This window comes from Aliigemmobacter aestuarii, assembly GCF_004799285.1.
Classification (GTDB): Bacteria; Pseudomonadota; Alphaproteobacteria; order Rhodobacterales; family Rhodobacteraceae; genus Aliigemmobacter; species Aliigemmobacter aestuarii.
Map to the genome: position 1 here is coordinate 455711 of NZ_SSND01000003.1, position 13947 is coordinate 469657.

The following is a 13947-nucleotide window of genomic DNA, read 5'->3' on the forward strand; positions in this document are numbered from 1 at the left end:
CCATGACCCGGACAGTGATCGAATCCAAAACCAAGACCGTCGTCATCGGTTTTGACGAACCCTTCTGCGTGATCGGCGAACGGATCAACCCGACAGGCCGCAAGAAGCTGGCCGCCGAGCTTGAGGCCGGGAATTTCGACACCGTGATCAAAGACGCGCTGGAGCAGGTCGCCTGCGGCGCCACCGTTCTCGACATCAACTCGGGCGCGGTCTTCACCAACAAGATGGCCGAAGACCCGCGCTATGCCGACAACAACTTTGTCGAACCGCCGCTGATGCGCCAGCTGATCGAAATCGTGCAGGGCGTGGTTGACGTGCCGCTGTGCATCGACAGCTCGGTTCCCGCAGCGCTTGAGGCCGGGCTTTCCGCCTGCGAGGGTCGCCCGCTTTTGAACTCGGTCACGGGCGAGGAAGAGCGGCTGGAACTGGTGCTGCCGCTGGTCAAGAAATACAATGTGCCAGTCGTGGCGATCTCGAACGACGACACCGGCATCTCGCCCGATCCGGATGTCCGCTTTGCGGTGGCCAAGAAGATCGTCGAGCGCGCCGCAGATCACGGCATCCCGGCACATGACATCGTGGTTGACCCGCTGGTGATGCCGGTCGGCGCGATGGCCAGCGCGGGCCAGCAGGTGTTCACCCTCGTCCGCCGCCTGCGCGACGAACTGGGCGTGAACACGACCTGCGGCGCCTCGAACATCTCGTTCGGCCTGCCGCACCGTCACGGCATCAACGCGGCCTTCCTGCCGATGGCGATCGGCGCGGGCATGACCAGCGCGATCATGAACCCCGTGCGGCTTCAGGAAATGGAGGCGATCCGCGCCGCCAACTTCCTGATGAACCACGATGCGAACGGCGGCGAATGGATCCGTTTCGCCAAGGTGGTCGAGGCGGTCGAAGCGGGCCAGAGCTTCGCCGAAGCCTCCGCCGCGGTGTCTTCGGCCAGCCGTGGCCGCCGGGGCGGACGCAACCGCGCCTGATCCGCACGCCGCGCAGGATTGCAGGAACCGGGCCGTTCAGCCCGGTTCTTTTTTTTTGGCCAATCCGTTGTTCACGCCCCATTTTTGCCATCCGCACCCCACAGAATCCGCATGGATCACCCCTAGGACACCCGCAATGGGCGAAGGTTGAGTTCCTGGAAGACGGATGAGTGTGACGACCCAGATCAATGCCGTGCACGTCCTGTTTCTGGCCGAACCTCAGATCGCGCTGGATCAGGCTGCTGGCACCTATGACGCCAATCTGGCGGCAAACTCCCGCCATTACATGTGGCAGGGAACCCAGCAGCTCATCCCGACCGGCATGGACGGCGACCCCGAAGGCTTTGCCCGCGGGTTGCGGATCGCCCTTCCCCAGGTCAACACGCTCCGGCTCAGCTTCAACGACTTTGCCTTCGACGAGAACGGCGCGCTGCATCCGCTTTACGAACGCTTCATCGCGGCGGCGGTCCAGCAGGGTTTCAAGCTGATCTTCGCCTATACCGACGGCGGGCTTCAGGAACTGGGCCGCTCGGGCATGACTGAAGACCAGCTTTACGCCGCGCTGGATGGCGAGGCGCATGACCGGATGATGCGGTCCTGGGACAAGATGATGGACTGGCTGGACACCCATGCCGGGATCAAGTCGCAGGTCTGGGGGTATGAGCTGGCCAACGAACCGGCCGCCTACCAGAATGCCGTGGTGATGGCCCCCCGCGGGATGAAGGAGGCCGCCGAGGCGCGGTTCGTGGACCTTTTCGCCCGCCACATGGCCGAGGCCGCGCGCTTTGTGGACGCCCGCGCCGAGGGCAAGATCCTGATCCCCGGCTGGGGCTATTCGGCGCGGTTCGAGGAACTTGCCGAACATGCCGTCGGCACCCGGTCGGCGCTGCAATACCTGCGCGCCGCGGCGGGCGAGGATCTGGTCTGGGCGGCACATCTTTATCCGGGCTGGCACACCGGCCCCGACATCACCGACCCCGCCGCGCTGATCCGCGCCTACGAGGATGCCTTCAGCGTCCTGGGATCGGATGACATCCTGCTGACCGAAACCAACCTCGCCGGGGCGCTGATCAACGACTTCTCGCACCCGACGTCCGAAGTCACCGCATTCGCCCGCACACTGGAATGGTTCGCCACCCGCGGGATCGGGGTGACATGGTTCTCGGCCGCAGAGGCGGGCGCGTCGAACCTCGTGGTGATCGATCCGGGCACCAACCTGCGGCTTCTGCATCAACATTCCTATGCCTTCGCGCTGAATGCCTTTTCCCTTGGCGGCGAGGCGGCGGCCCATGCCGGCGATGAAACCGTCTGGGCGCGGACCTTCACCGCGCGGCTGCGCAACGAGGCCTATGAGGCCGACTGGAAGGCGGGCCAGTATTTCGACATCCCCCGGCTTGTGGGAACCGCCTTCGGACAAGGCGGAAACGATCGACTGATCGGGAACGCGGGGGCCAACAACTTTCTTTACGGCGGCAGCGGACAGGACCGCCTGACCGGCGCGGGCTACGAGGATTTCCTGTTCGGGCAATGGGGCGACGATGCACTGGCGGGCGGCGGAAACCGCGACCTGCTGTTCGGCGGCACCGGCAACGATCTGCTGCGCGGGGGCGCGGGGGACGACACGCTGGAAGGTGGCGCCGGGATGGATCGCTTCGATGCCGCGCAGGGCAGTGACCTGATCACCGACCTGAAGACCGGACAGGGTGACCGCGTCTATCTGGGGCGCGGCTATGACAGCTGGACCGACATCGCCGCACGCCTGCGGTTCGATGCCGTGAACGGCGCCGCGGTCGATGATGTGGTGATCCGCCATGCCGACGGCAGCCGGACGGTGATCCTTGATGCCCGCGCCACCTTCGGTGCGGCATCGGTCGAATTCACGGGGCGCGCGGGCTGGGTCCAGGGCACAAGCGCCAGCGAAAGGATCGCGGCAGGCTTCGAGGATTTCAGCGGCATGCGATTCGAGGGCCAGGCGCGGCGGATCGAGGGCCTGGGCGGCAACGACACGATCGAAAGCGGGCTGCGGTCGGACACCCTGTCAGGCGACAGCGGCGACGACCGGCTGGTCGCAGGCGGCGGCGCCACGCATCTTCTGGGCGGGGCCGGACGTGACCTACTGATCGGCGGGGCCGGCAACAACCGGATGGATGGCGGCAGCGGGGCGGACCGGCTGAACGGATCGGGCGGCACCGACCGGCTTTACGGCGGCGCGGGCAATGACCGGCTTTACGGACAGAATGGCGATGATCGCCTGAACGGGGGCACCGGGCGCGACCTTCTGTCGGGCGGGGCGGGGCGCGATACGCTGGATGGCGGGGGCGACCACGACCGCCTGCTGGGCGGCGAGGGTGGTGATCGGCTTTCGGGCGGGAATGGCAACGACCTTCTGCAGGCCGGATCCGGGCGCGACCGGCTGTCGGGGGGCGCAGGCAACGACCGCCTTCTTGCCGGGCCGGGCGCCGATACGCTCATGGGGGACGGCGGGCAGGACCGCCTGGTGTCGGCACTGGACCGCACCATGATGGCGGGCGGCGCCGGGCGCGACACGCTGGTCGCCGACCTGTCGCGGGCGGGCCATGTCCTGACCGGCGGGGCCGACCGTGACACGTTTGTCTTCAAGGGCTTCGGCACCCGTTCGGATACGCGCAGCGTGATCGAGGATTTCAATCAGATGCAGGACCGCTTGATCATCGGGGGCCGCACGATCGACCTTGACGACCTTCCGCGCGGAATGACCGGGCAGAACGGGCGCGACGGGTTCGTGCTGACCTTCGGCACCGGCGACAAGATCCTGTTCGACGATTTCTGGCTTTGACGGGTGGTGACGGCCTGCCCGGCGCCGCCTTCGCCGGTTGAAGACCAGATTCTGCCGCAAACAGACATTGCAGCGCCCGCACCGCGCCCTAGAACTGCTGATCAGCGAGCAGTCGGAGACAGAGATGAGCGCAGCACGTCGTGTGGCGGTGGACGACCGCGCGGACGAAGCCTGGGGCGACCCGGCACGTGGCACATTGCATTGGCGCACGCTGATTTCGGGTGCGCTGACCGGCACCGAGGGCTTCGTCTGCGGCGTGGCCGAAATCGCGCCCGGCGAACATTTCGCATTGCACTCCCATGCCGAGCCCGAAATCTATTTCGGCCTTGAGGGCGAGGGCGAGGTGATGATCGAAGGCGAGACGCACAGGCTTGCCCCCGGCGTTGCACTGTACATTCCCGGACACGCAGTTCACGGCATCCCCCTTGCCCTGACCGGAATGCGCTGGTTTTACGTCTTCAACACCGACTCCTTCGAGCATATCGCCTATCGCTTCTGCCACGAAACCGAAGACACCCCCGCAGCGACCGTCGCCGCGGGTGCCGCACTGCAAGACACCCGGAGCCTGACCGCATGACCGAAGACGATGCACTCGTGATCTTTACCCCCTCGGGCAAGAGGGGGCGGTTCCCGCTGGGAACCCCGGTCCTGACGGCGGCACGGCAACTGGGCGTCGACCTGGACAGCGTCTGCGGCGGGCGCGGCATCTGTTCGAAATGCCAGATCACGCCCGGCTACGGCGAATTTCCCAAGCATGGCGTGACAGTCGATGCGGATGCGCTCAGCGAATGGAACGCGGTCGAGGAACGCTACAAGTCCAAGCGCGGCATGATCGATGGCCGCAGGCTGGGATGTCAGGCCAAGGTCATGGGCGACGTGGTGATCGACGTGCCGCCCGAAAGCCAGGTGCACAAGCAGGTGATCCGGAAGTCGGCCACCGAACGGGTGATCGAAATGGACCCGGCCACCCGGCTTTTCTATGTCGAGGTCGCCGAACCCGACATGCATGAACCCACCGGCGATTTCGAACGCCTGGCCATCGCGCTCCGCGACCAGTGGCAGATCGAGGATGTCGAGGCCGACCTGCATCTGCTGCGCCGCCTGCAAACGACCCTGCGCAAGGGCGAATGGAAGGTGACCGTCGCCCTGCACAAGGGCAACCACGATGCGCGCCACACGATCCTGGACATCTGGCCGGGCTTTCACGAAGGCGGGATCTACGGGCTGGCGATCGACCTCGGGTCAACCACCATCGCCGCACATCTGTGCGACCTGAAGGACGGGCGCGTGCTGGCGTCGTCCGGCGTGATGAACCCGCAGATCCGCTTTGGCGAGGATCTGATGAGCCGGGTCAGCTATGCGATGATGAACCCCGGCGGCGATCAGGAGATGACCAACGCCGTGCGAGAGGCGATCGACAACCTGTCGCTGTCCATCGCGGCCGAGGCCGAGGTGCATGTGGGCGCGATCTACGAGATCGTCTTTGTCTGCAATCCCGTGATGCATCACCTCCTGCTGGGGATCGACCCGGTGGAACTTGGCCAGGCGCCCTTTGCGCTGGCCACCTCGGGCAGCCTGTCGCTGGAGGCGCGTGACCTTGGCCTTGGCAACGTGAACCGCGCCGCGCGGGTCTATGTGTTGCCCTGCATCGCGGGTCATGTGGGCGCGGATGCTGCCGCCGTGGCCCTGTCGGAAGAACCGGGCAAGTCCGAGGACATGGTGCTGATCGTCGATGTGGGCACCAATGCCGAGATCCTTCTGGGCAACAAGACCCGCGTTCTGGCCTGTTCCTCGCCCACCGGGCCGGCCTTCGAAGGAGCGCAGATCAGTTCGGGCCAGCGCGCCGCCCCGGGCGCGATCGAACGGGTGGAAATCGACCCCGTCACCAAGGAACCCCGCTTCCGCGTGATCGGGTCCGACCTGTGGTCGGACGATCCGGGCTTTGGCGCCGCAACCGCGACAAGCGGCATCACCGGCATCTGCGGTTCGGGCATCATCGAGGCCGTGGCCGAAATGCGCATGGCGGGCCTCGTCGATCCGGGCGGCCTGATCGGCGGCCCCGACCAGACCGGCACCGCGCGCTGCGTGGCCGAAGGGCGCACCCATTCCTATGTGCTGCATGACGGCAGCGCCGAGGGCGGCCCGCGCATCATGGTGACGCAGGGCGACATCCGCGCCATCCAGCTTGCGAAATCCGCGCTTTATGCGGGCGCGCGGCTCTTGATGGACGAGATGGGAGTCGACACCGTTGACCGGGTCACTCTGGCAGGGGCCTTCGGCGCCCATATCAGCCCGAAACACGCGATGGTGCTGGGGATGATCCCCGACGCGGCGCTGGACAAGGTGACCAGTGCGGGCAATGCCGCCGGCACCGGCGCGCGGATCGCGCTTTGCAACGTGGCGGCGCGCGACCAGATCGAGACGACCGTGCACCAGATCCACAAGATCGAAACCGCGATCGAGCCGCGCTTCCAGGAACATTTCGTCAACGCCAACGCCATCCCACACGCGACCGATCCGTTCCCGCATCTGGCCGGCGTGGCGTCCTTGCCCGAAGTCAGCTTCAACACCGCAGGGTCCGGGGCCGAGGGTGGCCGCCGCCGCCGCCGGGGCTGAGGCCCGCGCCGAATGTGCCGTAGGATCGAAGGGGGGCGTTGCCCCCCTTTGCTTTTCCTTCGGGAAGTGATCTTGTCAGCGCGTCGGATGAGGTTTGTCATGACACGGCGCTTTGTATTCCTGGTTTCTGGCGGTCGGCCAAACGGCAATACCGAACGGCTGGCCTATCGTGCCGCCGACGCCCTGCCCGATGCGGTGCGGCAGGACTGGATCGACCTGACCACGCCCGCCCTGCCGCCCTTCCGCGACCTGCGCGGCGAAGAGGTGCCCCCGCCCGACGGACGGCTTGGCGAGATCGCCCGCAGCCTGCGGCCCGCGACCGACATCGTCTTCGTGGCGCCGGTCTACTGGTATGCCCTGCCCGCCCCGGCAAAGCTTCTGCTCGACCACTGGTCGAACTGGCTCGAAGTGCCGGGATTCGACTTTGCCGACTGGATCCGGGGCAAGAACCTGTGGCTGATCACCGTGCGCGCGGATGCCGATCCGGGCGTCGTGGCACCTCTTGAGGCGGCGATGGAACGGACCGCGGGCTTTCTGGGGATGACCTGGCGCGGGGTGCTGAACGGGCTTGGGGACCAGCCCGGGGATGTGCTGGAGGACGCCGATACGCTGGCCCGCGCGCCCCGGTTTTTCACCGCTTGACGCCGCGCGACCCATCGCTTACCTCAAGGCGCATGCGGGTGTAGCTCAATGGTAGAGCCGCAGCTTCCCAAGCTGAAGACGAGGGTTCGATTCCCTTCACCCGCTCCATCCCCCGATCCTGAACGACGCGTGGCGCTTGCGCCGGGGCGCATTCATTGCCAGAAGGGCGGGACCACAGCATGAAGCCAGGCGGACCGAGGATGGACAAACCCGTATACCTTGCCCCGGACACGAACAACACGCTGGTCAACCGGCTGCTGGCGCCGTTCTTTCCGCGCTACCGGGTGCTGATGGAACTGGAACGCGAACCGCTGCACATGCGCGGGCCGCTGCGCAACCTGATCCTCAGCCATGACAAGCGCTTCCTGTTCCTGCGGAACCAGAAATGCGCCTGCACGCAGACGACGCAACTTCTTTATGCCTATGGCAACCTCGGCGAGACCTATCCCGGCAATGTCCACCGCGCCGACAAGGGCATCTATGCCGCGCGCTATCGCTGGCCCGACATCCGCCCGGTGTTCGAGGCGCACATGGCCTATCTGTTCACCTTCGTCCGCCACCCCGAAACGCGCGCCCATTCGGCCTTCCGCAACTTCTTTGTCGATCAGAAGAACATCGCCCGGCACAAGCACATGGGGCCGATGAAGGCGCATGGCTATGACCCGGCCCGCGGGGAAGACTACAACTTCGATGTCTTCCTCGACTATGTCGCCCACACGTTCGAGATTGACCGCCTGCGCACCGACAGCCACTGGCGGCTTCAGGTGGACAATGTCGCCTGGAAGGACATCCGCTTTGACGCGGTCGGACGGGTGGAAAGCTACGAGGCCGACATCCGCCGCATCTTTGCCGAGGGCGGCGCGCCGGATTTCCCGCCCGCGCATCTTCTGGCTGAACGCCACAACGTCTCGGGTGCGGCGCGCACGGCCGTGACGCCCGCGCAGCGCGCCCGGATCGAGACGCTCTACGCCCCCGATTACGAAGCCTTCGGATACTGAAACAGGTCCGGACCAAAGAGGAGAAACCCATGTCCGAAATCAAGCGTATCGGCACCGGCCCCCGCATGAGCGAGGCGGTCTGCTACAATGGCATCGTCTGGCTTGCAGGCCAGGTCGGCAATCCCGGCGACAGCGTGGCCGACCAGACCCGCCAGTGCCTGGCCGAGGTCGACCGGATCCTGGCCGCGGCCGGCACCGACAAGACGCGGATCCTGTCGGCACAGATCTGGCTGGCCGACATCGCCAGCTTTGCCGAGATGAACGCCGTCTGGGATGCCTGGGTGCCCCAGGGCCACACACCCGCCCGCGCCACCGGCGAGGCCCGGCTGGCGGCACCCGACTACAAGGTCGAGGTGATAGTCACCGCGGCACTGAAGTAACCGGCGTTTCGAAAAAAAGAGAGGGGGGCTGTCTGCCCCCCTCTTTGGCTGCGCCAAATTCACCCCCCGAGGGTATTTTCGCCAGGTTGAAAGACAATTTGAATCAAACTGGTTTCACTTTGGTCGAAATATCCCGGGGGTGAGGGCCGCAGGCCCGAGGGGGCAGAGCCCCCTCAAAGGCCCAATCACGGCACAAGATCACGGCGCACAAGATCACGGCGCAAGACGGGCGATCAGCGCGCGGGTCGAGGCGTCCTTGCCGGTCGCGGGCGCCGTCCCTGCGAGGATCGGCTGCACGGCCAGCGCCAGTTCCTTGCCCAGTTCCACCCCCCACTGGTCATAGGAGTTGATCCCCAGGATCACCCCTTCGACAAAGACGCGGTGTTCGTAAAGCGCGATGATCTGGCCAAGGGTGAAGGGCGTCAGTTTCGGAATGACCAGGGTGGTCGAGGGCCGATTGCCGGGAAACACCCGGTGGCGGGCCTGCCTTTCCAGTTCGTCCCCGGCAAGCCCCTTCCGGGCCATCGCCGCGCGCGCCTCGTCAAGGCTGCGGCCGCGCATCAGCGCCTCGGATTGCGCAAGGCAGTTCGCGACCAGAAGCTGGTGCTGGTGGGCCAGATCGGGCTCGTGCCCCTCTCGCGCGACGATGAATTCGCAAGGCACGATCCGGGTGCCCTGGTGGATCAGCTGATAGAAGGCATGCTGTCCATTGGTGCCCGGTTCGCCCCAGACCACGGGGCCGGAATGGAGCGCGAGGTCCTGGCCATCCATCGCCACGCGCTTGCCGTTCGATTCCATCTCGAGCTGTTGCAGATAGGCCGGAAGCCGGGCGAGGCGCTGGTCATAGGGCAGGACGGCGCGGGTGGCATGGCCCTGCACCTGATTGTGCCAGATCCCCACCAGGGCCAGCAGGACGGGCAGGTTCCGCGCGGCAGGCGCGCTGCGGAAATGGGCATCCATCGCAGCCCCGCCGGCGAGGAAGGCGTCGAAATCGTCCGGCCCGACCGCGATCATCAGCGCAAGGCCGATCGGCCCCCACATCGAATAGCGCCCGCCGACCCAGTCCTCGAAGCCGAAGACGCGGGACGGGTCGATGCCGAAGGCCGCCGTTCGATCAAGCGCGGTCGAGACGGCGGCGAACTGCGCCGCCGGATCGTCCACGCGCGTCGCCATCCAGCGTTTCGCGGTTTCGGCATTGGTCATCGTCTCGATGGTCGTGAAGGTCTTGGAGGCGACGATGACCAGGGTCGTTTCCGGATCGAGCCCCTTCAGCGTGTCGGCGATATGCGCGCCATCGACGTTCGAGACGAAATGGCAGCGCGGCCCGTCGTGGAAGGGGGCAAGCGCAAGTGTCGCCATCGCCGGGCCGAGGTCGGACCCGCCGATGCCGATGTTGACCACATCGGTGATCGCCCCGCCCTGCCCCCGGAACCGCCCCTCGCGCACGTCACGGGCAAAGGCCGACATGCGCGCATGCACCGCGCGGACGCCGGGCATCACGTCCTGCCCCTCGACGATGACCGATCCGCCGAGGTTGCGCAGCGCGGTGTGCAGAACGGCGCGGTCTTCGGTTTCGTTGATCCGCGCGCCCGAGAACATCGCCTCGCGCCGGTCGGCAAGGCCCGAGGCCCCGGCCAGATCCAGCAGGAGCGACAGCGCGCCCCGGTCGATGTTCGTCTTCGCGAAATCGAAAAACAGCCCCCCGTCGGCGACCGAAAAATCCTCCATCCGGCCGGGGTCGGCCAAAAGATCGGCGATCCGCCGGCCTTCGGTGGTGCGGTTGTTCTCGGCCAGTGCGGTCCAGATCTGCTGCATCGTCCTTTGTTCCCCCTGGCGCCCTGTCAGTCGCGAATCTCGCGCCAGCGGCGCCCGTCCCTGTGCATCAGCATCAAGGCATCTTCGGGGCCGGACGAGCCCGGATCATATCCCTGCGGGCGGTCGCCGCGGTCTTCCCAGCCGCGGATCACCGGATCGGTCCAGGCCCAGGCGGCCTCTACCTCGTCTCCGCGCATGAACAGGGTCTGGTTGCCCCGGATCACATCCATGATCAGCCGTTCGTAGGCATCGGGAATGTCGGTGCCGTTCTCGCCCAGGGCTTCGGCGAAGGACATGTCCAGCGGCACCTGCACCAGGCGCATCCCGCCCGGACCGGGTTCCTTGATCATCACCTTCAGGTTCATGCCTTCGTCGGGCTGAAGCCGGATCACCAGCACATTTTCACGCCAGCCCTTTTCATCGTCGAAGATGGAATGGGGCGGTTCCTTGAAGGTGATGGCGATCTCGGAGGCGCGGGCGCGCAGCCGCTTGCCCGTGCGCAGGTAGAAGGGCGTGCCCTTCCAGCGCCAGTTCGAGACATGGACCTTCAGCGCGATATAGCTTTCGGTGGTGCTGTCGGGGTTTTCGGAATGATCGACATAGCCCGCCTGACCGCCGCCCGCGCGATACTGCCCGCGCACGATGTCCTGCGGCTGCACGGGATCAAGCGCGCGGATCACCTTGAGCTTTTCGTCGCGCACCGCATCGGGATCGAAGTGATAGGGCGGCTCCATCGCGATCAGGCAGAGAAGCTGCATGATGTGGTTCTGCACCATGTCCCGCATAGCGCCCGACCTGTCGTAATAGGCGCCCCGCCCCTCGACGCTGACGGTTTCGGCCACCGTGATCTGCACGTGGTCGACGTATTGCGCATTCCAAAGCGGCTCGAACAGGATGTTGGCGAAGCGGACCGCCATCAGGTTCTGGACCGTTTCCTTGCCCAGGTAATGGTCGATCCGGTAGATCTGATGTTCGTCGAAATGCCGCGCGAGGGTGGCGTTCAGGGCGCGCGCGCTGTCCAGATCATGGCCGAAGGGCTTTTCCACCACGATGCGCGATTGCGCATCGGCGATGCCGTGCTTGTGGAGCCGTTCGGCCAGGTCGCCGAACAGCGACGGGGCGACCGAGAAATAGAAGGCGCGGACCATGCCCTTGCGCATCTCGGCCTTGAGGCTGGGCCAGCCGGCCTCGCCCTTCGCGTCGATGGTGACATAGTCGACACGGTCGAGGAAGGCATCGATAGTGGCGGCGTCCCGCTTTTCGGCGCTGACATGTTCGTCGATCGCCTCGCGCACCACCGCGCGGAAGGCTTCGACCGTCATTTCGGACCGGGCCGCGCCGATGATCGCGCTGTCGGCGGGCATCTGCCCGGCCCAGAACCGGCGATAGAGACCGGGCAGGATCTTGCGGCGGGCAAGGTCGCCGGTTGCACCGAAGACGACCAGATCGAAGGGATCGACCGGAATGACGCGCGAGACCATGGGTGCGGCTCCTTCTGTGGCAGCGCCGTTAGCGCTAACGCAGGGCCCTTCTAAACCCCGTCGGCGGGCGAGTCTAGCACCCTCTCGCAGGCGCGGCAAAACTCTGATGTCCGGGTGTGGCGGCGAGGGCGCGGCGGACCTGTGCGATCAGGCTTCCAGTTCCGTGTCCCAATACAGGAAATCCATCCAGCTTTCGTGCAGGTGGTTCGGCGGGAAGCGGCGACCATGGGCCAGCATCTCTTCCGGCAGGGGCTGCCGGGGTACGCGGGCAAGCACCATCCCGGACTGCCGGAGCGTCTTGTTCGCCTTCTTCAGGTTGCAGGGCGAACAGGCCGCCACGACGTTTTCCCAGCTGGTAATGCCCCCGCGTGACCGGGGCACGACATGATCGAAGGTCAGGTCGCCCTTCGAACCGCAGTACTGGCAGCAGAATTCGTCCCTCAGAAAAAGATTGAAGCGCGTGAAGGCCACGCGCTTCTGGGGTTTGACGAAATCCTTCAGCACCACGACCGAGGGTATCCGGAACTCGGCCCGCTGGCTTCGCACGACCTGATCGTATTCGGCCACGATCTGCACCCGGTCGAGGAAGGCCGCCTTGATCGCCTCCTGCCAGGGCCAGAGCGACAGCGGGTAATATGAAAGCGGGCGGTAATCGGCATTCAACACCAGCGCGGGATACTGTTTCAGCCCCGCCGGTTCCCGCACGAATGTCTGCCTGAAATCGCCGTCCATACCCGAAGACTCCGCTTTCGTCCCGCCTGCTTGCCACAGACCAGGACGGGGAGCCCCGCCCCGGTTGCCCACGACTATATATCGCGTGATGCATCAGGCAAGCCCCGCAATATGCGGTGGCCCATGCCTGACACGGGGATGTGACGGGGCTGTGACGGATCAGGCGGGCAGCCGTTCCTTCAGGAAGGACAGCGCAACCGACAGCCCGTCGGGCGCGATGCCGTGGCCCGTGCCCTGCATGACATGGCCATAGGTTTCAAACCCCGCCCCGACCAGGGCGTTGCCCGCCAGCGACATGTCCTGGAACGGCACGACCGGATCGGCATCGCCGTGGATCAACAGCACGGGCGGCTTCACCCGCGCTTCGGCGGCAAGCGTTTCCGGCGCCAGAAGGCGGCCCGAAAAGGCCACCACCCCGGCAATCGCCCGGTCGCGACGGGGCGCGATATGCAGGCTGATCATCGTGCCCTGCGAAAACCCGACCAGCGCCAGCGAATCGGGTTCAAGCCCTTCGTCGGCCAGGCGGGCATCCAGAAAGGCGTTCAGATCTTCGGCCGCGCGCACAAGACCCTGGCGCGCTGCCTCTTCCGATGACCCGTCAAGCCAGGGAATCGGAAACCACTGATATCCGAACGGGTTGCCGGCGCAGTTCTCGGGCGCGTCGGGGGCCAGAAAGACCGTATCGGGCAGATGCGGCGCCAGCGGATCGGCCAGCCCCAGCAGATCGGCCCCGTCCGCGCCATAGCCGTGCACGAAGACGACCATGCTTTTCGCCTGCCCCGATTTCGGCGCACGCCGACCGAAGTTCAACTCCCGCGTCACCGGATGCCCTCCCGCTGTTTGGCCAGGCGGTAGTAGGCCCAAAGCGTGCGCGCCGCAACTGCCCGCCACGGCGACCAATCCCCGGCCATCTCGCGCAGCGCGCGTTCGCCCGGACGTTCTGCAAGCCCGTAAAGAAGCCGCGCCGATTCCTGCAAGGCAAGGTCATTGGCGGCAAAGACATCGGCCCGGCCAAGGCTGAACATCGCATAGATTTCGGCCGTCCAGCGCCCGATCCCGGGCACGCGGACCAGTTCGGCGATCACCGACTCGTCGGGCATGGCACCAAGTGCGGCAAAGTCGATTCCCGCCCCGGCCAGCGCACGGGCATAGCGCGCCTTCTGCCGCGACAGGCCAAGCGCGCGCAGGTCATCCTCGGCCGCCGCCGATACCCGCTCGGGCGCGGTCATTCCGGCGGACTCCAGCCGCCCCCAGATCGCATTGGCCGACGCGACCGAAACCTGCTGGCTGACGATGGCCGACAAAAGCTGGGCGAATCCCTCGGGCGATCGGCGCAGCGGCAGCGGGCCGACCTGGTCCAGCGCACTGGCCATGCGCGGGCAGCGCGCCGCCAGCCATGCCACCCCTTCGGCCAAATCCTCGGGCCCGTCAATGATGCGCCCCGTGCTGCCTGCGGTCATCGTCGGTGCCTTTCCTGCCATCCATGCG

Annotated in this window: 12 protein-coding genes and 1 tRNA gene; 8 read left to right on the top strand and 5 right to left on the bottom strand. The window is 66.1% G+C overall.

The window, feature by feature from the left end:
- Positions 1–2 precede the first annotated feature (2 nt).
- The 8 genes from E7811_RS13360 (at position 3) to E7811_RS13395 (ending at position 8431) form a co-directional block, all read left to right on the top strand.
- Positions 3–980, top strand: coding sequence for a methyltetrahydrofolate cobalamin methyltransferase (locus E7811_RS13360; protein WP_136395141.1), 978 nt, complete (start codon positions 3–5; stop codon positions 978–980).
- 166 nt (positions 981–1146) lie between these two features.
- A complete protein-coding gene (locus tag E7811_RS13365) occupies positions 1147–3795 on the top strand; it encodes a calcium-binding protein (protein WP_136395142.1) in 2649 nt (882 codons plus the stop codon).
- A gap of 124 nt (positions 3796–3919) precedes the next feature.
- A complete protein-coding gene (locus tag E7811_RS13370) occupies positions 3920–4372 on the top strand; it encodes a cupin domain-containing protein (protein ID WP_136395143.1) in 453 nt (150 codons plus the stop codon).
- Positions 4369–6411 (top strand): ASKHA domain-containing protein, encoded by a 2043-nt coding sequence (locus E7811_RS13375; protein ID WP_136395144.1) that lies wholly within the window; start codon positions 4369–4371, stop codon positions 6409–6411. The genes E7811_RS13370 and E7811_RS13375 overlap by 4 nt, the downstream gene beginning before the upstream one ends.
- A 99-nt stretch (positions 6412–6510) precedes the next feature.
- Entirely contained in the window at positions 6511–7053 is a 543-nt protein-coding gene (locus E7811_RS13380; RefSeq protein ID WP_168733025.1) for a flavodoxin family protein, read from the top strand.
- A gap of 34 nt (positions 7054–7087) precedes the next feature.
- Positions 7088–7161, top strand: a tRNA-Gly gene (locus E7811_RS13385).
- Between the two features lie 92 nt (positions 7162–7253).
- Positions 7254–8051 carry a sulfotransferase family 2 domain-containing protein gene (locus E7811_RS13390; protein WP_168733026.1) on the top strand — a complete coding sequence of 266 codons (798 nt, stop codon included), beginning with the start codon at positions 7254–7256 and terminating at the stop codon, positions 8049–8051.
- Positions 8052–8080: 29 nt separating this feature from the next.
- Positions 8081–8431 (top strand): RidA family protein, encoded by a 351-nt coding sequence (locus E7811_RS13395; protein ID WP_136395147.1) that lies wholly within the window; start codon positions 8081–8083, stop codon positions 8429–8431.
- A 213-nt stretch (positions 8432–8644) separates the two neighbouring features.
- On the opposite strand, the gene pgi is transcribed toward E7811_RS13395, so the two are convergent.
- The 5 genes from pgi to E7811_RS13420 all read right to left on the bottom strand — a co-directional run bounded on the left by pgi (position 8645) and on the right by E7811_RS13420 (position 13919).
- Positions 8645–10246: a glucose-6-phosphate isomerase gene (gene pgi / locus E7811_RS13400; protein ID WP_136395148.1), complete on the bottom strand. Its 1602-nt coding sequence runs from the start codon at positions 10244–10246 to the stop codon at positions 8645–8647.
- 26 nt (positions 10247–10272) lie between these two features.
- Positions 10273–11727 (bottom strand): glucose-6-phosphate dehydrogenase, encoded by a 1455-nt coding sequence (gene zwf / locus E7811_RS13405; RefSeq protein ID WP_136395149.1) that lies wholly within the window; start codon positions 11725–11727, stop codon positions 10273–10275.
- Positions 11728–11874: 147 nt separating this feature from the next.
- Entirely contained in the window at positions 11875–12459 is a 585-nt protein-coding gene (locus E7811_RS13410) for an HNH endonuclease (RefSeq protein WP_136395150.1), read from the bottom strand.
- 159 nt (positions 12460–12618) lie between these two features.
- Complete coding sequence (locus E7811_RS13415; RefSeq protein WP_136395151.1) at positions 12619–13281, bottom strand: alpha/beta hydrolase; 663 nt, start codon at positions 13279–13281, stop codon at positions 12619–12621.
- Positions 13278–13919: a DNA-3-methyladenine glycosylase family protein gene (locus tag E7811_RS13420; protein ID WP_136395152.1), complete on the bottom strand. Its 642-nt coding sequence runs from the start codon at positions 13917–13919 to the stop codon at positions 13278–13280. The genes E7811_RS13415 and E7811_RS13420 overlap by 4 nt, the downstream gene beginning before the upstream one ends.
- Between the last annotated feature and the right edge of the window lie 28 nt (positions 13920–13947).